At 61.3% G+C, this 21,237-nt stretch carries 8 protein-coding genes; 4 read left to right on the forward strand and 4 right to left on the reverse strand.

What is annotated here, in order from left to right; genetic code table 11:
• Positions 1-116 precede the first annotated feature (116 nt).
• Entirely contained in the window at positions 117-13,115 is a 12,999-nt protein-coding gene (locus CKW17_RS14940) for a non-ribosomal peptide synthetase (RefSeq protein ID WP_095120439.1), read from the reverse strand.
• A gap of 368 nt (positions 13,116-13,483) precedes the next feature.
• Between CKW17_RS14940 and CKW17_RS14945 the strand changes: the two genes are divergently transcribed.
• Entirely contained in the window at positions 13,484-14,038 is a 555-nt protein-coding gene (locus CKW17_RS14945) for an RNA polymerase factor sigma-70 (protein ID WP_016985448.1), read from the forward strand.
• A gap of 107 nt (positions 14,039-14,145) precedes the next feature.
• On the opposite strand, the gene CKW17_RS14950 is transcribed toward CKW17_RS14945, so the two are convergent.
• The 3 genes from CKW17_RS14950 to CKW17_RS14960 form a co-directional block, all read right to left on the reverse strand.
• Positions 14,146-15,159 (reverse strand): GNAT family N-acetyltransferase, encoded by a 1,014-nt coding sequence (locus CKW17_RS14950; RefSeq protein WP_095120440.1) that lies wholly within the window; start codon positions 15,157-15,159, stop codon positions 14,146-14,148.
• A gap of 86 nt (positions 15,160-15,245) precedes the next feature.
• Positions 15,246-16,043 carry an ABC transporter substrate-binding protein gene (locus CKW17_RS14955; RefSeq protein WP_095120441.1) on the reverse strand — a complete coding sequence of 266 codons (798 nt, stop codon included), beginning with the start codon at positions 16,041-16,043 and terminating at the stop codon, positions 15,246-15,248.
• A gap of 92 nt (positions 16,044-16,135) precedes the next feature.
• On the reverse strand, positions 16,136-16,759 hold the full coding sequence (locus tag CKW17_RS14960) for a TetR/AcrR family transcriptional regulator (RefSeq protein ID WP_016985451.1): 624 nt from the start codon (positions 16,757-16,759) through the stop codon (positions 16,136-16,138).
• Between the two features lie 184 nt (positions 16,760-16,943).
• On the opposite strand from CKW17_RS14960, the gene CKW17_RS14965 reads away from it, so the two are divergent.
• Genes CKW17_RS14965 through atuC form a run of 3 tightly spaced genes read left to right on the forward strand, consistent with a single transcriptional unit; the run spans position 16,944 to position 21,230 of the window.
• The gene (locus tag CKW17_RS14965) at positions 16,944-18,728 is read left to right on the forward strand and encodes an acyclic terpene utilization AtuA family protein (RefSeq protein ID WP_095120442.1); all 1,785 of its coding nucleotides are present in this window, start codon (positions 16,944-16,946) and stop codon (positions 18,726-18,728) included.
• A gap of 12 nt (positions 18,729-18,740) precedes the next feature.
• Positions 18,741-19,610, forward strand: a complete 870-nt coding sequence (locus tag CKW17_RS14970; RefSeq protein WP_095120443.1) for an SDR family oxidoreductase — start codon at positions 18,741-18,743, stop codon at positions 19,608-19,610.
• 3 nt (positions 19,611-19,613) lie between these two features.
• Entirely contained in the window at positions 19,614-21,230 is a 1,617-nt protein-coding gene (gene atuC, locus CKW17_RS14975) for a geranyl-CoA carboxylase subunit beta (RefSeq protein ID WP_095120444.1), read from the forward strand.
• Positions 21,231-21,237: the final 7 nt, after the last annotated feature.

Consider the following 21,237-nt stretch of genomic DNA (forward strand, 5'->3'; position numbering starts at 1 on the left):
GGAAATGTACATGAATGTACCGGCCTCATCGCGAGCAGGCGAAGGCCTACAGGGGAACGCATTCCAAATGTAGGAGTGAGCCTGCTCGCGATGAGGCCATTGCAGGCGCTAAAGAACTAGAAGCCCTCCAGCTCCGCCATCAGATCATTCAACCGATCAACCTTCTCCTCGGTAATGTCACTCGCCGCCAGTCCATCAATGTACTCAGCCAATTCCTCCACCGTGCTGCACTCGAACATCGCACGCAGCGGCACGTCGCGCTGCAGGGTTTTCTGCACCCGCGAGGCGATCTGCGTGGCCAGCAACGAGTGCCCGCCCAGCTCGAAGAAGTTGTCGCATACACCGACCTGCTCGACCTTCAACACCTCGGCCCAAATGTCCGCCAATGTCTGCTCGAGATCATTGCGCGGCGCCAGATAATCCTGACTCTGCAACTGGCCAATCTCCAGCGCCGGCAACGCTTTGCGATCGAGTTTGCCGTTGGCATTCAGCGGCATCTGGTCGAGCCATAACCAGTGCAGCGGCACCATGTATTCCGGCAGTTCGGCGCGCAGGCGCTGCTTGATCCGCTCCAGGCGTTCGCTCGGATTGAGTGCCGAATCGGCCGCAACCAGATAGCCGACCAAGTGCTTGCCGTTGACGCCTTCCTGCACCCCGACCGCGCCATCGCGCACCTCCGGTTGTTCATGCAGACGCGCTTCGATCTCACCCAGTTCGATGCGGTAACCGCGAATCTTCACTTGATGGTCGACGCGGCCAACATACTCCAGCACTCCGTCGCTACGACGCCGCGCCAGGTCACCGGTGCGATACAGACGCTCGCCCGGCGCACCGAACGGGTTCGGCACAAACACCGGTGCGGTGCGTAACGGGTCGCTGACATAACCACGTCCGACGCCCGTGCCCGCCACGCACAACTCACCCACCGCGCCCAACGGCACCAGGTCCAGCGCGCCGTCGACCAAGTACAACAAGTTGTTGTCGGTCGGCGTACCGATCGGCAAGTAACTGCCGCGCGTCGACGCCAGGTCGACACGGAAGAACGCCACGTCATCGGAACATTCCGCCGGGCCATAAGCGTTGACCAGACCGATGTCCGGGTAACGCAGCAGCCATTGGTGCGCCAGTTCCGGCGGCATCGCTTCACCGGTCGGCAACATCCAGCGCAGGCCATCCAGACTCAAGCGATCCGAGGCGAGCATGCCTTGAATCAGCGACGGCACGCTCTCCAGCACGGTGATGCCCTGCGCTTGCACATGCACCAGCAACCCTTGCGGATCGTGGGCGATGGTGTTCGGCACGATGTCCACGCGCGCGCCGAACAACGGTGCGGCAAGGAACTGCCAGACCGAAATATCGAAGCTTTGCGAAGCGGTCTGGGCGATCACGTCGGCGTCACTCAGATTCAGGTAAGGCACCTTGCTCAACTGGTTATTGAGCATGCCGCGCTGCTCGACCATCACGCCTTTTGGCAGGCCGGTCGAGCCCGAGGTGTAGATCACGTAGGCGAGGTTGTCCGGGCCGCTGTAAATGCCCAGGTTCTGCGCCGAAGTCGCTGCCGCCTGAATCTCCTCCCACACCAGCAAGCGCGGGCGATTGGCGCAGCTGAATTCATCCAGCAACGTCTGCGCCTGCTCAAAGCATGCTTTGGAGCAGACCAGCACCGGTGTGCGGCTCAGCTCGATGATGCGCTGCAGACGCTGGCTCGGCAGGCCCGGATCCAGCGGCAGATAACCCGCGCCAGCCTTGAAGCTGCCGATGATCATGCCGAGCAGATCGATATTCCGTTCGGCGAGCAAGGCCACCGGTTGATCCATCTGCACACCCGCAGCGACCAGTGCATGGCCGAGTCGGTTGGCGTTGTGGTTCAGTTCGGCATAGCTCTGCTGCTGGTCAAGGCATGTAGCGGCGATGCGCTGCGGATGCGCGGCAACTTGAGCTTCGAACAGCGCAACGTAGCTCTGCTCCAGCGGATAATCGTGGGCACTCTGGTTGCAACCGTGGAGCAGGAAGTCCTGTTCCTCGGCGCCCAACAGCGGCAGATCGGCCATGTCGCCATGGAAGCCATCGACCAGCGCCAGCAGCAAACGCTTGAACTCGCCGAGCATGCGCTCGATGGTCGATTCGTCGAAATAGCGCTGGTCATACGACAGGTGCAGACCGAGGTCATCGCCCGGGTAGCACACCGCCGTCAGCGGGAAGTTGGTGTGCGTACGGCCCGAGTCCGAGGTTGCGTTCAGGCTCTGCGCGCGATCGAGCACCGAGACTTCCACCGGGGCGTTTTCGAAGACGAACAGGCTGTCGAACAGCGGCTGGCCCTTCGGCAATTCGCTCTGTTCCTGAATGTTCACCAGCGGCAGGTATTCGTACTCGCGCAGTTGCATGTTGCTGTCGAGCAAAGCACTGAGCCACTGACGCACACTGCTGCGCTGATCGTCCTCAGGCATTTTCACTCGCAGCGCAATACTGTTGATGAACAGGCCGACCGTGCGTTGCATTTCCGGCATGTCCACCGGACGCCCGGCGACGGTCACGCCGAACAGCACGTCACGATCGCCGCTCATGCGCCGCAGCACCAAGGCCCACGCTGCTTGAGCAAAAGTGTTGATGGTCAGTTGATGGGCCTGAGCCAGTTCACGCAGACGCGCACCGTCCTCGACATTGAGGCGGGTATAGCGGTCGCCAACGATCATGCCGCCGCTTTCACCGGCATGTTCGCGCAGGAACGGACGATCGCTCGGGATCGGCGTGGTGCGTTCGAAGCCGCGCAGGTTCTGCTGCCACCACTGCCGCGCTTCGGCCAGGCTCTGGCGTTGCAGCCAACCGATGTAATCGCGATAACGCGGCGGCACGCTCAATTGCGCTTCGCGACCTTCACCGAGAGCGGTGTAGATCTCGAAGAAGTCGTTCATCAGCAACGAACGGCACCAGGCATCGATGAGGATGTGGTGGTTGCTCATCATGAACCAGTAGCGCGCCGCGCCGACCTTGATCAGGCGCAGGTGGAACGGTGCCTGATTGAGCAGATCGAAACCGGCCTCGCGCTCGCTCTTCAACAAGGCTTGCAGCTTGGGTTCCTGCTCGGTGTCGGCAATGGCGCTCCAGTCCAGATACTCGATCGGCGTGCGACCCGGGGTGTGAATCACTTGCAGCATGTCTTCGCCGACGTTCCAGCAGAACGACGCGCGCAACGCTTCGTGACGGGCGATCACCGCTTGCCACGCCTGGGCGAAACGCTCGGCGTCGAGTTCGCTGTTGATGCGGTAGCGATCCTGCATGTAGTACAGACCGGTGCCCGGTTCGAGCAAGGTGTGCAGCAACATGCCTTCCTGCATCGGCGTCAGCGGATAAACGTCTTCGATGTGCGCGGCCGGCACCGGCAAGGCATCGAGTTGCGCCTGAGTCAGTCTGGCCAGCGGGAAGTCCGACGGCGTCAGCCCACCGGCCTCGTCTTGCAGGCAATGGGCGATCAGGCTTTGCAGCTCGCCGAGGTAAGCGTCGGCCAGATCGTTGATGGTTTGCGCATCGTAACGCTCGGCGCTGAAGGTCCAGCGCAGGAGCAATTCACCACCGTAAACCTGACTGTCGATACTCAGTTCGTTCGGCAATGGCGCCTGCGGATCGTGGGCGGCACCGACCGCTTCATCCAGCGGACGGAACAGCGCATCGCTGCCGAAGCTCTGGTCGAACTGGCCGAGGTAGTTGAAGGTGACCGGCGCCTGCGGCAACGCGGCCATGCTGCGCTGGCTGAGGTCATCGGCGAGATAACGCAGCACGCCATAACCCAGACCTTTGTGCGGCACGGCGCGCAGTTGCTCCTTGATCGCTTTGATTGATGCGCCCTGCCCGGCGGCTTCTTCGATGTTGTGCGGGGTCAGACGCAGCGGGTAGGCGCTGGTGAACCAGCCAACGGTGCGGGTCAGATCGATCTCGTCGAACAGGGTTTCGCGACCGTGGCCTTCCAGTTGAATCAGCGCCGACGGTTGACCGCTCCAGCGGCACAACACGCGGGCCAGTGCGGTCAGCAACAGATCGTTGACCTGCGTGCGGTAGGCACTAGGCGCCTGTTGCAGCAACTGTTTGGTGTGCTCGACATCGAGACGCACACTAACGGTTTGTGCGTGACGATTCTGCTGGCCGCCCTGTGGATTTTCACAAGGCAGATCGGCATTCGGGCCGGCCAGTTGGGTCTGCCACCAGTTGAGTTCTTCGCGCAGGGATTCGCTGCCGGCGTAGGCCTGCAAGCGCGCCGCCCAATCCTTGAAGGCGCTGGTTTTCGCCGGCAGTTTCACCGCTTGTTCGGCGTCGAGTTGGCGATACACCGTTTGCAGATCGTCGAGCAGAACGCGCCACGACACGCCGTCGACCACCAAGTGATGGATCGCGATAAACAGGCGTTGCTGACCTTCAGGGCCGTCGACCAGCAAGGCGCGAACCAGCGGGCCGTTTTCCAGATCAAGGCTGCGTTGCGCATCAGCGAACAGTGCGGTGCACTTGTCCATCGAGGTCACGCGCACTTGCCAAAGCACGGCTGCATCAGACACCGGTTGGTGCGTGGCTTGCCACTCGCCATTGGCCTCGGTAAAGCGCAGACGCAAGGCGTCATGCTGCTCGATCACCGCCAACAACGCCTGCTCCAGACGATGCGGTTCGAGGGTCACGGTCGGCTCCAGCAACAACGCCTGGTTCCAGTGCTGACGCTCAGGAATTTCCGTATCGAAGAACCAGTGCTGAATCGGCGTCAGGCGCGATTCACCCGAGACCAGACCTTGTTCGGCCGTGACCTGCTCAGTGCGGCTGGCCACAGCGGCCAAAGTCTGCACAGTCTGATGCTGGAACAGATCACGCGGGCTGAAATGAATGCCCTGCTGCCGTGCGCGGCTGACCACTTGGATCGACAGAATCGAATCGCCGCCCAATTCAAAGAAGTTGTCGTTGAGACCGACCTGCTCGACGTTGAGCACTTCGCACCAGATCTGCGCCAAGGTCTGTTCCAGCTCATTACTTGGGGCAACGTAGTCCTGACGATTCAACTCAGGATCCGGCGCCGGCAAGGCGCGGCGGTCGAGTTTGCCGTTGGCGGTCAGCGGCATGCTCGCCAGCAGAATCAGATGGGTCGGCACCATGTAATCCGGCAGTTGCGCCTTGAGGTGCGACTTGAGGGCTTCGCGCAGCTCGGCCTGCCTAGCTTCGTTTTGCTCAGCGACATCGGTGACGAGGTAACCGACCAGTTGCTTGCCGCTCGGCGCATCCAGAGCCAGCACCACGGCTTCGCGGATCGAATCATGATCGAGCAGACGGGTTTCGATTTCGCCCAGTTCGATACGGAATCCACGGATCTTCACCTGATGGTCGATCCGGCCCAAGTATTCCACCAAACCATCGGCACGCTGGCGCACCAGGTCGCCGGTGCGGTACATGCGCCCGCCATCGGTGGCGAACGGATCCGCGACAAAACGTTCGGCGGTGATGCCCGGTCGATCGTGATAGGCCTGTGCCAGGCCGGCGCCGCCGACAAACAATTCACCGGTCGCACCTTGCGGCACCAGCGCCAGATCGGCGTCGAGAATGTACGCCACGCGCACACCGATCACGCTACCGATCGGCACACTGCCGGCGCCCTCTTCCAGCACTTCCGGCGCCAGACTGGCCAGTGGCATGACCACGGTTTCCGTCGGGCCGTAAGCGTTGAAGAACATCGCCGGTTTGAACGCCGCGCGAATCCGTTGCAGGTGTTCACCGGTCAACGCCTCGCCGCCGGTGATGATCATCCGCACCGGAAGGATTTCATTTTGCGTCGAGAGAAACTGCGCCAACTGGCTGCCGTAGCTCGGAGTGAAACCGAGCACGTTGATTTTATGCGTGCGGATCAAACCGCAGATTTCTTCCGCGTCCCACTGACCCTGCGCACGCAACACCACCTGCGCACCGCTGAGCAACGGCACCAATAGGCGCTCGGTGGCAGCGTCGAAGTTGATCGAATAGAAATGCAGTTCGCAGTCGTCGGGGCGCATGCCGAAACGCTCGATCACCGCCTGGCAGTGCATGGCGATTTCGCCGTGGGCGACCACCACGCCTTTCGGTTTACCGGTCGAGCCCGAGGTGTAAATCAGGTAGGCCTGATGCTGCGGCAGGCTGATAAATGGCAGCTCAGTGGCCGGGTAAGCGGCGAGTGCTGCGCTGTCATCTTCCATGCACCAGCGCGCCACGCTCGGCGGCAGATCACCGAGGGCTTTGAACATCGCGCGATCACTGAGCAGCAAGCCGATGCGGCTGTCTTCGATCATGTAATGCAGACGGTCGAGCGGGTATTCCGGGTCCAGCGGCACATATGCACCGCCAGCCTTGAGAATCGCCAGCAGGCCGATGACCATTTCCAGCGAACGCTCCAGCGCCAGACCGACCCGCACTTGCGGGCCGACACCACGCTCTCGCAGGGCCCAGGCCAGACGATTGGCGCGGGCATCGAGTTCGGCGTAGCTCAGGGTCTGCCCGGCGAAGGTCAGGGCCGGGGCGTCTTTGCGCGCCAGCGCCTGTTCGGCGAACAGGTGATGAATGCATTGATCGAGACGATGCTCGCCCGGCTCGATGCCAAGGCTGTCGAGCAGATGCTGTTGCTCCGGAGTGTCCAGCAGCGGCAATTCGCTGAGACGTTGTTGCGGATCGGCGATCAACGCTTCTAGCAGATTGCGCCAATGTTTGGCCATGCGTGCGATGGTCGGTTCGTCGAACAGATCGGTGCTGTAAGTCAGGCAGCAACCGAGGCGATGGTCGAGGTCGGTGACTTCCAGGTTGAGGTCGAACTTGGTCGCCCGCGCGTCGTTGGCCAGATATTCGACGGTCATCCCGGCGAGCATGCGGCTCTGCTGGAATTCCCAGCGCTGCACGTTGCACATCACTTGGAACAGCGGGTTGTACGCAGCACTGCGCGGCGGTTGCAAGGCTTCAACCAGATGATCGAACGGCAGATCCTGATGCGACTGGCCTTCGATCACGGTGTGACGCACCTGCTCGAACAGTTCGCCGACCGACATCATGCCGTCGAGCTGGCAACGCAGAACCTGGGTGTTGAGGAACGCCCCGATCAGCCCTTCGCTTTCCGGACGGATGCGGTTGGCTACCGGCGCGCCGATGCGCAGATCGGTCTGGCCGCTGTAGCGGTATAGCAGGGTGGCGAGTGCGGCGGTCATGGTCATGAACAGGGTCAGACCGTTTTGCGCATTGAACGCACGAACCCGCGCCGCGAGGTCGTCGCTGAGGTCGAAGCGGAACAGTTCGCCCTGATGGCTTTGCACCGGTGGGCGCGGACGGTCGCCGGGCAATTCCAACAGCGGATGTTCACGACCGAGTTGCGCGGTCCAGTAGTCGAGTTGACGCTGACGCTCGCCGGACTCCAGCCAGTTGCGCTGCCAGACGCTGTAGTCGAGGTACTGCACCGGCAGCGGCTCAAGCGGCGAATCGCGATCATCGACAAACGCTTCGTACAGCGCACTGAGTTCGCGGGCGAAGATGTCCATCGCCCAGCCTTCCGTGACGATGTGGTGCAGGGTCAGAACGAAGTAATGCTCGTGCTCGGCGGTTTTCACCAGGCAGGCGCGCAGCAGCGGGCCGGTTTCCAGGTCGAACGGCAGATGCGCTTCGTCATCGGCGAATTGCTGAACCTTTTGCTCGCGCACATCGGCGGCAAGTTTTGAGAAATCCTTCCAGCCCATGCGTACGCCGGTTTCGGCATGCACCTGCTGACGGGCGACGCCGTCGACGCTCGGGAACGTGGTGCGCAGGGTTTCGTGGCGCAGGATCAGCGCTTGCAACGCCGCCTCGAAACGCTCGACATGCAACACGCCGCGCAGACGCGCCATGCCGCCGACGTTGTACGCCGGGCTGTCCGGTTCCATCTGCCAGAGGAACCACATGCGTTGTTGCGAGTACGACAACGGCACCGGTTTGCTGCGATCAACCTTGTCGATCGGCGGCTGCTTGTTGGTGCGGCCGCTGGCCTGGATCAGGCGAATCTGTTCGGCAAAATCGCCGAGTTCGCTGTGTTCGAACAAGGCACGCAACGGCAGTTCGACGTCACAGGCCTGACGGCTGCGCGAGATGATTTGCGTGGCCAGCAGCGAATGACCGCCGAGGGAGAAGAAGTCGTCGCGCAGGCCGACTTGTGCCAGACCGAGCACTTCGCGCCAGATCGCGGCGACTTGCTGTTCAAGCTCCGTGACCGGCTCGACATGTTCGCGCACTTGCCATTGCGGCTCGGGCAAGGCGCGGCGGTCGAGTTTGCCGCTGGGGCTTAGCGGCATTTCATCCAGACGCATCAGTTGCGCCGGGATCATGTATTCCGGCAGCTCGGCGGCCAGTGCGGTTTTCAGGCGCGTAATTTGTTCGTCTGCAACTTCGCTCGCATCGGATGCGGTGAAGTAGCCGATCAGTTGCGCGCCGGCAGCAGTTTCTCGCACCAGCACCACGGCTTGGGCGACACCGTCCTGTGCGAGCAAGCGTGCTTCGATTTCTTCCGGCTCAACGCGAAAGCCACGCAGTTTGACTTGCTGATCGAGACGGCCGAGGTATTCGATCACGCCGTCGGACGTCCAGCGTGCGCGGTCGCCGGTACGGTACAAACGTGCGCCCTGCTCGCCCAGCGGATCGACGACAAAACGCTCTGCGGTCAACGATGGACGGCCGAGGTAACCACGGGCCAGACCGATGCCGCTGATGCACAACTCACCCGGCACTCCGGCCGGCGCTGGATTGAGATCGGCATCGAGAATGCGGCAGATCACATTGCCCAGCGGACGGCCAATCGGCGAGCGCTCGCCATCGGCCGCGGTGCAATGCCAATGGGTAACGTTGATTGCGGTTTCGGTCGGGCCGTAACGGTTGTGCAATTGCACCGCGGGCAGTTGCGCCAACACGCGGTTGCGCAGTTCGGCCGGCAGTGCTTCACCGCCGGAGAATACCCGGCGCAGGCTGGTGCATTCGGCGCTCAGCGGCTCGTCGATAAACAGCGAGAGCAGCGGCGGCACAAAGTGCAGCGTGGTCACGCCATATTCTCTAACGAGCTGGGCGATGCGATGCGGATCGCGGTGTTCACCCGGGCCGGCGATCAGCAGGCGTGCGCCAGTGATCAACGGCCAGAAGCATTCCCACACCGACACGTCGAAACTGATCGGCGCCTTTTGCATCAGCACATCGGTTTCATTGAGGGCGTAAGCGTTCTGCATCCATTGCAGACGTTCGGCCAAAGCAGCGTGGGTGTTGCCGACGCCTTTCGGCTGGCCGGTGGAGCCAGAGGTGTAAATCACGTAAGCGAGGTTGTCGCCGTGCAGGTGCAGGCCTGGCGCCTGGCTCGGCCAGTTTTCCAGGTGCAACGCATCCATGGCGATCACGCTGACGCCATCGCTGGCCGGCAAACGCTCGAGCAATTCAGTCTGGGTCAGGAGCAATTCGACGCCGCTATCGCTGAGCATGTAGGCCAGGCGATCCGCCGGGTAATCCGGGTCCAGCGGCACGTAGGCGCCACCGGCCTTGATGATCGCCAGCAGGCCAATCAGCAGTTGCGGCGAACGCTCGGCGGCGATGGCCACGCAGACATCCGGACCGACGCCTTTGTCGCGCAGGTAGTGCGCGAGGCGGTTGGCCTGCGTGTGCAGTTCAGCGAAGTCGAGGCTGCCACCGTCCCACACCAGCGCGGTGCGTTCCGGGGTCTGACGCGCCTGTTCGTTGAGCAGTTCCGGCAGCCATTGTTGCGCCGGGGTGCACGGTGCGACGCCCCAGTTTTTTTGCTGATCGTGTTCGCCGCCGGTGAGCAATTGCAGGTCGCCGATGGCTTGCTCCGGACGTTCGCAGACGTCGCGCAACAGGTTGCTGAAATGCTCGGCCAGACGCTCGATAGTCGCGGCGTCGAACAGTTCACTGGCGTAGTCGAACGACAGGGTCAGACGACCGTTACGGTCTTCTTCGCTGTGCAGTTGCAGATCGAACTTGGCTTCACGGCTGTGCCACGGCAGTTCTTCGGCGAGCACACCCGGCAGACGCTTGAGTGCGCTCAGATCGCGTTGCTGATGGTTGAACATGACCTGGAACAGGCCTTGTTCGCGGGCCTGCGGGAAGGCTTCGAGCAATTGTTCGAAGGGCAGATCCTGATTCGCTTGTGCACCGAGTGCGGCTTGGCGGGTCTGGGCCAGCAGCTCGACAAACGCCAGGCGCGAATCGATTTGCGCACGCAGCACTTGAGTGTTGATGAAGAAGCCGATCAGGCCCTGGGTTTCCAGGCGCGGACGGTTGGCATTCGGCACGCCGATACGAATGTCGCGCTGACCGCTGTAGCGATGCAGCAGGCTCTGGAATGCCGCGAGCAACAGCATGAACGACGTCGATTGGTGAGCCTGAGCCGTCTGGCGGATCGCATCGCTGAGGCTCGCGCCCAGACGCACGGAATGACGCGCAGCGCTATGCGTTTGCTTGGCGGACCGTGGATAATCGGTGGCCAATTCCAGCGCTGGATGCTCGTCGCCAAACTGCGCTTTCCAGTACGTCAGTTGCCGCTCGCCTTCACCTTGCGCCAGCCATTGGCGCTGCCAGCTGCCGTAGTCGGCGTACTGGGTTGGCAGTGGCGCAAGGCTGGCCGTCGCGCCTTGCGAAGCGGCGGCGTACAGCCGCGAGAACTCGTCGATCAACACGTTCAGCGACCAGCCGTCGGCGATGATGTGGTGCAGCGTCACCAGCAGTTGGTGATCTTCGTCGTCGAGACGCACCAGCGTCACCCACAGCAGCGGGCCTTTTTCCAGGTCGAACTGAGTACGCGCTTCGTCTTCGCGGATTTGTTGCGCACGGACCTCGCGCTCATGGGCCGGCAGGTCGCTGATGTCGATCAGTTGCAGATTGAATTCGGCGGCGGCAGCGACTTGTTGCAGGGCCACGCCGTTGCGTTCGAAGAAGCGTGTGCGCAGGGATTCATGGCGTTCGATCAGTTGCTGGAAACTGGCGCGCAAGGCGTCTTCGTCGAGTTCGCCACGCAGACGCAGCGCACCGGGAATGTTGTAGGCGCTGCTCTGCGGGTCGAGTTGCCAGGTGATCCACAGACGGTTTTGTGCCAGCGATTGCGGCATCGGCTCGCTGCGCGACAACGCGGTGATTGCACCTTGGGCGCTGCCGCCGTCCTGCTGTTGTTGGGCCACGGCAGCGGCGAATGCCGACAAGGTCGGGGCTTCGAAGAGCAGGCGCAGGTTCAGCTCAAGAGCGAGTTCTTCGCGAACGCGGGCGATGACTTGCGTGGCGGCGATCGAGTTACCGCCGAGCAGGAAGAAATGATCGTCGGCGTTGACCTGTTTAACGTTGAGTTGCTCGGCCCAGATGTTGGCGATCAGCGCTTCAAGTTCTGAGGCGCTGGCTGCCGTGTCCTCGGTTGCGGATTTGGTCGACGGAAATACTGCGTAGCTGTCAAGGCTGTCATCGGCCAGACGATTACGGCACGCCGAACGCTGCAATTTGCCGCTGGAGGTTTTCGGTAGCGCGCCCGGATTGAGCAGCACCACCACGCTTGGCGCCTCCTGATACGCCTCGGCCACGGCTTGACGAATGGCCTTGATCAGCGCTTCCGGTGGCAGGATTTTCTGCACGCTACGGCTGATTTCCGCGGCGATGCCGATGCCCTCTTCGCCGTCCTGAGTGACGGCGAATGCAGCTACGCGGCCCTTGCGCACCACTTCCACTTCGCTCTCGACGGTCTTCTCGATGTCCTGCGGATAGAGGTTGTGGCCGCGCACGATGAGCATGTCTTTCAGGCGACCAGTGACGAACAGTTCACCGTTCCGGATAAAACCCAGATCACCGGTGCGCAGCCAGGTACGACCGGCGTGCTGAACGAAGGTCTTGGCGCTGGCTTCGGGGTTGCGCCAGTAGCCGAGAGCAATGCTCGGGCCGGCGGCCCAGACTTCGCCCACCGCGTTATCGGCGAGTTCTTCGAGACTGCTCGGCTCGACGATCAGCACAGCGTGTTCCGGCTGGCTGATGCCGCAACTCATGATCGGGCTGCCTTCGCCCGGCTCGGCACGGTTTTGTGCCAAAGCCTGATCGTCGACGCGCAGCGCCGGGATGCCGGTGCCGCGCGGGGTGCCGGCGACGAACAGTGTGGCTTCGGCCAGACCGTAGGAGGCCATGAAATTGTCTGCGCTGAAACCGCACGCGGTGAACTTCTCGGCGAAGCGTTCGAGGGTGTCGAGACGGATCGGCTCGGAGCCGGAATAGGCCACGCGCCAGCGGCTCAGATCGAGACGCTCAAGCGCCGATTCGCTGACCCGCTCGCTGCACAAGCGATAGGCGAAGTCCGGCCCGCCGCTGATGGTGCCGCCGTACTCGCTGATCGCTTCCAGCCAGCGCAATGGTCGGCCGAGGAAATACGCCGGCGACATCAGGATGCACGGCACGCCGCTGAAGATCGGCTGCAGCAGGCCACCGATCAAACCCATGTCGTGGTACAGCGGCAGCCAGCTGACGATGACGTCGTCGGGGTTCACGTCGATGCCGAAACCGTGACGGATCAGCAGTTCATTGGCGACCAGATTGCCGTGGCTGACCTGCACGCCTTTGGGCAGTGCGGTGGAGCCGGAGGTGTATTGCAGGAAGGCGATGTGATCTTGCGGTAGGCTCGGTTCGACCCAGTTTTCGGCTTGAGCGCTGTCGAGCGTGTCGACGCACAACAGCGGCGGCGCACCTTCGATCTGCTGCAACGCGTCGCGCAGGTCGGCACTGGTCAGCAGCAGACGGGGTTCGGCGTCGGCAATGATCGAAAGCAAACGCTCCTGATGGTGACGGCGCGCCGATTCTGGCGGATAGGCCGGCACCGCAATTACACCGGCGTACAGGCAACCAAAAAACGCCGCGACGTAGTCCGGGCCGCTGGGAAACAGCAGCACCGCGCGATCGCCGAATTCCGCTTGGGCCTGCAACGCCGCCGCTATCGTGCGCGCACGTTCATCCAGTTCGCGATAACTGAGTACCACAGCCTGCTCTTCGCTTTCGGCAAGAAAACGCAAGGCCAGCCGATCCGGCGTCAGGGCCGCGCGGCGCTGGAGGGCTTGGACCAGGGTGCTGGGGAGTTCGAACGCGTCGGTCATGAGGTTTCCTGCCTGAATTCGGCTTGCTAATGGAATCGGGTTGCTGCGTCACACCCTTCGAAGGGCATGCAGGGCGCGGTCTGTGCCGACCGCGCAAGGCATCGGAATGCTGTCTGGCCGGGGATGTGCACCCGGAACCATTCACCAATGAGAACGGATGACGTCTTGAAATAATTAGTCGGCGGGCGGGATCGCCAATGGGGCCGGGGTGTGGCGGCGTGTCGCAGTTCTCAGAACGCACCTTTGTAGCGCATTACTTCTCTTTCTCAATTGACAATCATTATCATTCAACATAATTTGTCGCTCGATGTGTAGGACGGCCCCCTCCCCAGGCGTCCCACTAACCTATTGGCAGCAAGGTGATTTCCATGACGGAACAAGTATCCACAAGCAGGTGCGATTCACCGCTACTTCAGGCATTCGTCGACAATCGACTGATTCTGGTCAAGATTGCAGCGCGCATTACCGGCTGCCGGTCGCGCGCCGAAGATGTGGTGCAGGATGCGTTTTTCCGACTGCAGTCGGCGCCACCGATCACGTCGTCGATCAAGGCTCAACTGAGTTATCTGTTCCAGATCGTGCGCAACCTCGCTATCGATCATTACCGCAAACAGGCGCTGGAACAGAAGTACTCCGGCCCTGAAGAGGAAGGGCTGAATGTGGTCATCCAGGGTGCTTCACCGGAAACCTCGCACATCAACTTTTCGACTCTGGAAAACATCGCCGACGCACTGACCGAGCTGCCCAGCCGCACTCGCTACGCGTTCGAGATGTACCGCCTGCACGGCGTGCCGCAAAAGGATATCGCCAAGGAACTCGGCGTTTCGCCAACCCTGGTCAACTTCATGATTCGTGATGCGCTGGTGCACTGCCGCAAGGTCTCGGGCAGCCGTCGGGATGCGGTGATTGCGGGCCGTCGCTAAGACCGCGTCGCCAGATAAAAAAGATCGCAGCCTTCGGCAGCTCCTACATGGAAATGCATTCCTCTGTAGGAGCTGCCGAAGGCTGCGATCTTTTGCTTTAAATCACCTCAGGCCAATTTGCACCGATCAAAAAACCGCTCACGCCCCAGGATCATCAGCGCCGCACGCTTGTGCGGGAAGTCGAACTCTTTCTCACAGTGAAAGCACTGATTCTGCATATGGCCGATCATCTTCGCGTTGTCGGCCCGAGGCTCAGCGACCACACGCTGAGTGCGCGGATCATCGAGAAACAGGTAATGCACCAGCGCCGATAACCAACTCGCCACTTTGTGTGGCCCACGGTGATCCTCTTCACCGACCAGCATGTGAATACCGCGATCGTAATTGTCGGCGTCATAAAACGGCGCAATGCGATCTTCCTTGGCCCAGTAGGCTTCGAAATAGGCAAACGGCTGATCATCGAAACAGCCGATCAGCGTCAACGTGTGCGGATCGGCATCGAGCTTGCTCAGGTACTCGCGGTGCTTCTCGAGACTGCCCTCTTCCTGCCAGAAACTGGCAACGCGCGGGCTGTTCTGCCAGCGATTGAAGCGCGGCAGGTCTTCTTCGATTTCTACCGTGCGCAGGGAAATCCACGCACCAAGACGCGCATCGAAACGCCGATACACTTCACCCCGCGGCTTCACCGGGCGCAGCGGATGACGCTTGCCCTGGCTGATGACCATTTGCTGCGGGTAGCTGCCGGTCAGCGAAGTGCCGAGCCACGGTTGCGGCAATTGCCAGAACAGCGTGCGTTCGCAGCGGTATTCACCCGCCACTTCGGTGTTCACCAGCAAGCCACTGAGCAAGGCTTCGGTCGGCGGCTGATCCAGTTGCCAGGTCAATTGCTGGCACGCCGGATCCCGGGCGAACAGCCAGTAACAGGCCGCCCATAACGCCTGCCCGGGCGGCAGCGCAAAGCGCTCATCGAGCTGGATCGGCCCCTTGACCTCCCGATCAAGACGCAGGCGGATCAGCGGTTGCCCGTCCAGGCTAAGGCTCAGACGGCTTTCAGTTGCATCAGCGATCAGTTGACTGCCCGAAGGCAAGGCCAGGGCAGTCAGGTCATTCAGATTGGACATGGGTCGGGCTCACGATAATCGTCGACAGTTCAACGATGTGACGTGAGCCGAAAGGGGAAATTTAGGCTTTGCGGAAAATCAGTGCCTCAGCGATGAGGCACTGGCACCACCGCAATTTTATAGGGATCGAAAATCTTCAGCATCTCGCCATTGTCGCGCAGGCCTTGCAGCAGTCGGGCAAACGCAGGGCCGGTAATGGGCGCCGTCGGGCGAAGAATGGCGTAATGGTGATAAACCTGATCGATGCGTTGCGACACCAGCAACTCGTCGCGCACCTTCTCGTTGCGCAGCAGGTAATCGCTCAGGTACGAGCGGGTCACCAGGGCAATATCTGCACGCGAGCGCAGCACCATCAGCAGGTTGCTGTCATGGGAATAGGTCAGCGTGGCGTTGAAATTCTGCGCGAGAAACTTTGGATCGGCATTGAAGTTGGCGAATTCGTAGTGATAACCGCTGAACAGCGCCAGACGCTTGCCGGTGAGGCTCGCAAAGTAACTTTGCTGACGACCGTCTTCGCGTTGCGCAACGAAAATCTCCGCATCCTCAAGGCCCATATCGACATCCGTGTGGGGAATTTCCTTCCAGCCCCAATCGGGATTCTCGAAAATCGCCATGTCGATCCGGCCCTGCTTGAAATCCCCGAATCGCCGCGGAATCGAGGTCGGTACCAGGACAAACTGATAGTCGCTTTGCAGGCGATTAAGGGCCTCGACCAGTTGCGGCAAGAGGCCTGTATCGGCACCGTTTTCCGGGCGAATGGTGTAGGGCGGAAAATGCGCCGCGCCCACCCGAACCAGTTGCGCTGCCTGAGCGGGCAATACCCATGATGCAGCCAGCGCTGCGAGCATCAGCCCCGCGGCCGTCCGGATTGGCAAAGACTTCAAAACACCCCACTCCCCGAAAAAATACCGATCAATGCATTCAAGCTAGGCGGTTTCGCCCAGTTAGCCAGTTTCCCGGCCGGATAGAAAGTCGCTCAACGCTCTTCGAGGACCAGAATCAGCGCCTCATCCGCCAGCTGATCGAGGCTCAAACTGCCACCTGCACGGAACCAGGTGGTGGTCCACGACAGTGCGCCGGTGAGGAAACGTCGAGTAATAAATACATCACCGCGGATAAATCCGGCGTCCTTCGCTTCACCCAGCACTTGCAGCCATATGTCTTCGTAAACGTCACGCAAAGCGAGAACCTTGGCCTGGCCGTCTTCGGACAACGAACGCCACTCGTAGACCAGCACGGCCATCGCCTCGCCGCTGCCGCCCATGATTGATTGCAATTCGCAACGGATCAGCGCCAACACGCGCTCACGCACATTGTTGGCATCGGCCAGTGCGGCGCGCATCAATGCAGTGTTGTAGCGGATGGTTTCTTCCATCACCGCACGGAGAATTTCATCCTTGCTTTTGAAGTGATGAAAAATACTCCCCGACTGGATGCCGACTGCGCCGGCCAGATCGCGCACCGTAGTGCGTTCGTAGCCTTTGTTGCGGAACAGGTGAGCGGCCACTTGCAGCAGTTTGCCGCGGGCGCTGTCCGGGTCGGTCAACTGGCCTTGATCGACCAATTCGCGCATGACCCTCAGGGCTTTTTGCTCGTCCACCCGTTCTCTCCTACAGTCGATCAGTCTGTTGCCCCCTGAAACCGCAGGGTTGCGCGCAATTTAAGCCGCCAACGACGACCAAGCAAGCGCTTGGGCAGAAGATAGTTTCAACTGTTTACAAACCAAGCGCTTGCTTGGTAGCCTCCAGACACTTCTGTCGCAGGTTGCTGAGTCGGAGATAAAAATGCCAACCACCGTTCGCATCGGATGCGCCAGCGCATTCTGGGGTGATACATCGACCGCCGCCGCGCAACTGGTGGAAGGCGGCAAGCTCGACTATCTGGTGTTCGACTACCTCGCCGAGATCACCATGTCGCTCATGGCCGGCGCACGCATGAAGGATCCGCAGGCGGGGTTCGCCAGTGACTTCATCGAAATCCTCACGCCCCTGCTGCCACAGTTGGCCGAGCAGAACATCCGCGTCATCAGCAATGCCGGCGGAGTCAATCCGCAAGCCTGCGCCAACGCCTTGCAAGCAGCCTGTGACAAAGCCGGCATCAAGCTGAAAATCGCCGTACTGCTCGGCGATGATCTGCAACCCCAGCTAAAACACCTCAGCGGCATCAGCGAGATGTTCAGCGGCGCCCCGCTGCCGCCGATGTGCGTGTCGACCAACGCCTACCTCGGTGCCCCCGGTATCGTCGAAGCCTTGCGCCTGGGCGCCGATATCGTCATCACCGGACGGGTGGTCGACAGCGCCGTGGTCAGCGCCGCGCTGGTGCATGAATTCGGCTGGTCGTGGCATGACTACGACAAACTCGCTCAGGCCGCGCTGGCCGGGCACATCATCGAATGCGGCGCACAATGCACCGGCGGCAATTTCACCGATTGGCGTGAAGTGCCGGATTACGAACACATCGGCTTTCCCATCGTCGAAGTCAGCGCCGACAGCCAATTCATCGTCAGCAAACCCGAGGGTTCCGGTGGACTGGTCACACCGCTGACCGTCGGCGAGCAGATGTTGTATGAAATCGGCGATCCACAGGCCTATCTGTTGCCCGACGTGGTCTGCGATTTCAGCCAGGTCAAATTGCAGCAGCAAGGCAAAAACCTCGTTCATGTCCACGGCGCCAAAGGCCTGCCGCCCAGTGACAAATACAAGGTCAGCGCCACGTACCCGGACGGTTTTCGCTGCACCGCGAGTTGCCTGATCGCCGGTATCGATGCGGTGGACAAGGCGCGGAGGGTCAGTCAGGCAATCATCGCCAAAACGGCGGAAATGTTCAGCCAGCGCGGTTGGCCGCCCTACAGCGAAACCGACATCGAATTGCTCGGCAGCGAAGCCACCTACGGCCCCCATGGCCAGCGCCACGACAGCCGTGAAGTGGTGATCAAACTCGCCGTGCGTCACCCGAATAAACAGGCACTGGTGCTGTTCTCCCGGGAAATCGCCCAGGCCGCCACCGGCATGGCACCAGGCCTGACCGGTATCGTCGGCGGGCGGCCGACGGTGTATCCGCTGATTCGTCTGTTTTCATTCCTGATCGATAAAAGCGCCTGCACCTTGCAGATTGATCTGGCCGGCGTTCGCCATCCTTGTGCCCTGCCCTCATTGGCAGCGCTCGACAGTGAAGATTTGCCGATTGCCCAGCAACCGCCGAAACCTCAAGGCCGCGCCGATGCCAGTGTGGCGCTGGTGAAACTGGCCGTGGCGCGCTCCGGTGACAAAGGCAATCACAGCAATATAGGCGTGATACCGCGCAAACCCGAATACCTGCCGTGGATCGCCGAAGCGCTGACCCCGGCGGTGATGGTCGACTGGATGAGCCATGTGCTCGATCCGGTCCACGGCCGGGTCGAACGCTGGTATCTGCCTGGCACCCACAGCCTGAATTTTCTCCTGGAAAACGCTCTTGGCGGTGGTGGCGTGGCCAGTCTGCGCATCGACCCGCAAGGCAAAGCCTTCGCCCAGCAACTGTTGGAAATCCAGATCCCGGTGCCGCAGAGCATCGCCGAACAGCTCGACTAGAGGATGGTTTGCATGGCTTACGCGTCGATTTTCAACGCCGATCTGTTCAGCGGCCAGACCATCATCGTCACTGGCGGCGGCAGCGGCATCGGTCGCTGCACCGCGCATGAACTGGCAGCGCTCGGCGCGAATGTGCTGCTGGTCGGGCGCAAACCGGAAAAACTGCAAAAGGTCGCCGTGGAAATTGCCGAAGACGGTGGCCGCGCACACTGGAAGGCCTGCGATATCCGCGATGAAGAAGCGGTGAAACAACTGGTCAGGGAGCTGATCGCCGAGCATGGGCCGATTCATGGTCTGGTCAACAATGCCGGCGGCCAGTACCCGTCGCCATTGGCTTCGATCAATCAGAAAGGTTTCGAAACCGTACTGCGCACCAATCTGGTCGGCGGATTTCTGATGGCGCGGGAAGTGTTCAACCAGTCGATGAGCAAACACGGCGGCAACATCGTCAACATGCTCGCCGACATGTGGGGCGGCATGCCCGGCATGGGCCACTCCGGCGCGGCGCGTTCGGGCATGGACAACTTCACCAAAACCGCCGCGTTCGAATGGGGTTATGCCGGCGTGCGGGTCAACGCGGTGGCGCCGGGCTGGATCGCGTCGAGCGGCATGGACACTTACGAAGGCGCGTTCAAAGCGGTGATTCCCACCCTGCGTGAACATGTACCGCTCAAGCGCATCGGCACCGAGTCGGAAGTCAGCGCCGCGATTGTGTTTCTGCTCAGCCCGGCGGCGGCGTTCATCAGTGGCAGCACCTTGAAAATCGATGGCGCGGCCAGCCTCGGCAGCCGTGCATGGCCACTGCACAAGGCCACTCACAGTGAGTCGTTCAATGGCTTCCACCGGGCGTACCTTCCAGACGTGTTGAAGGACAAGGAGTAAGCCATGCCGCAGATCCAGTCCCGACTCGACCCTCACAGTGAGGCGTTTGCGCGCAATCGTGCAGCAATGCTCGCAGCCATCGAGCAAGTGCAGCAGCTCGAACAAAATCTGCTGAATAAAGCAGCCGAAGCGAAGGAGAAATTCGACAAGCGCGGGCAATTACTGCCGCGCGAACGCCTGAACCTGTTGCTTGATCCCGGCGCGCCGTTTCTCGAACTGGCCAGCCTCGCCGGCTACAAGTTGCATGACGACAAGGACGGCAGCTCGGCCGGTGGCGGGCTGATCGCCGGTATCGGTTACGTCTGCGGCATCCGCGCGATGATCGTGGCGAACAACAGCGCGATCAAGGGCGGCACCATCTCGCCGAGCGGCCTGAAAAAATCCCTGCGCCTGCAACAGATCGCCCAGGAAAACAAACTCCCGGTGATTACCCTCGCCGAAAGCGGTGGCGCCAACCTCAATTACGCCGCAGAGATTTTCGTCGAAGGCGCACGCAGTTTTGCCAATCAGGCGCGGATGTCGGCGCTGGGTTTGCCGCAGATCACCGTGGTGCACGGCTCGGCCACGGCGGGCGGTGCTTATCAACCGGGGTTGTCGGATTACGTGGTAGTGGTGCGCGGCAAGGCCAAGCTGTTTCTCGCCGGTCCCCCGTTGCTCAAAGCCGCCACCGGCGAAGTCGCCACCGATGAAGAACTCGGTGGTGCAGAGATGCACGCACAGATCGCCGGGACGGCTGAATACCTCGCGGAAAACGATGCCGATGGCGTGCGTCTGGTCCGCGAAATCCTGCGCATGCTGCCTTGGAATGAGCAACTGCCGTGGCTGCCGGAGCCGCAATACAAAGAACCGCTCTACCCGATCGATGAATTGCTCGGGCTGATCCCCGACGATCCGAAAAAGCCTTATGACGTACGCGAAATCATCGCGCGCATCGCCGACGAGTCCTGCTTTCTCGAATTCAAGGGCGAGTTCGATCAACAAACCATCTGCGGCCAATTGAAGATTCAGGGCCGCGCCTGCGGGTTCATCGGCAACAACGGCCCGATCACCCCGAACGGTGCAAGCAAGGCTGCGCAGTTCATTCAGTTATGCGATCAGAGCCAGACACCGCTGCTGTTCTTCCACAACACCACCGGTTTCATGGTCGGCACCGAATCGGAGCAGCAAGGCGTGATCAAACACGGCTCGAAACTGATTCAAGCGGTGGCCAACGCGCGGGTGCCTAAACTGACCATCGTCGTCGGCGGCTCTTACGGTGCCGGCAACTATGCGATGTGCGGACGCGGCCTCGATCCGCGCTTCATCTTCGCCTGGCCGAACAGCCGTACGGCGGTGATGGGCGGCGCGCAGGCCGGCAAAGTCTTGCGCATCGTTACCGAAGCCAAACAATTGAAAGACGGATTGGTACCCGATCCGAAGATGCTCGACATGCTCGAACAGGTCACCGCGCAGAAACTCGACAGCCAGTCCACCGCGCTCTACGGCAGCGCCAACCTGTGGGACGACGGGCTGATCGATCCGCGCGACACGCGCATCCTGCTCGGCTATTTGCTCGATATCTGCCACGAAGCCGACATTCGCACGCTGCAACCCAACAGCTTCGGCGTCAGCCGGTTCTGACCGCCAC

The sequence above is a fragment of the Pseudomonas sp. Irchel s3f10 genome (assembly GCF_900187515.1).
In the GTDB taxonomy this organism is placed as follows: domain Bacteria; phylum Pseudomonadota; class Gammaproteobacteria; order Pseudomonadales; family Pseudomonadaceae; genus Aquipseudomonas; species Aquipseudomonas tensinigenes.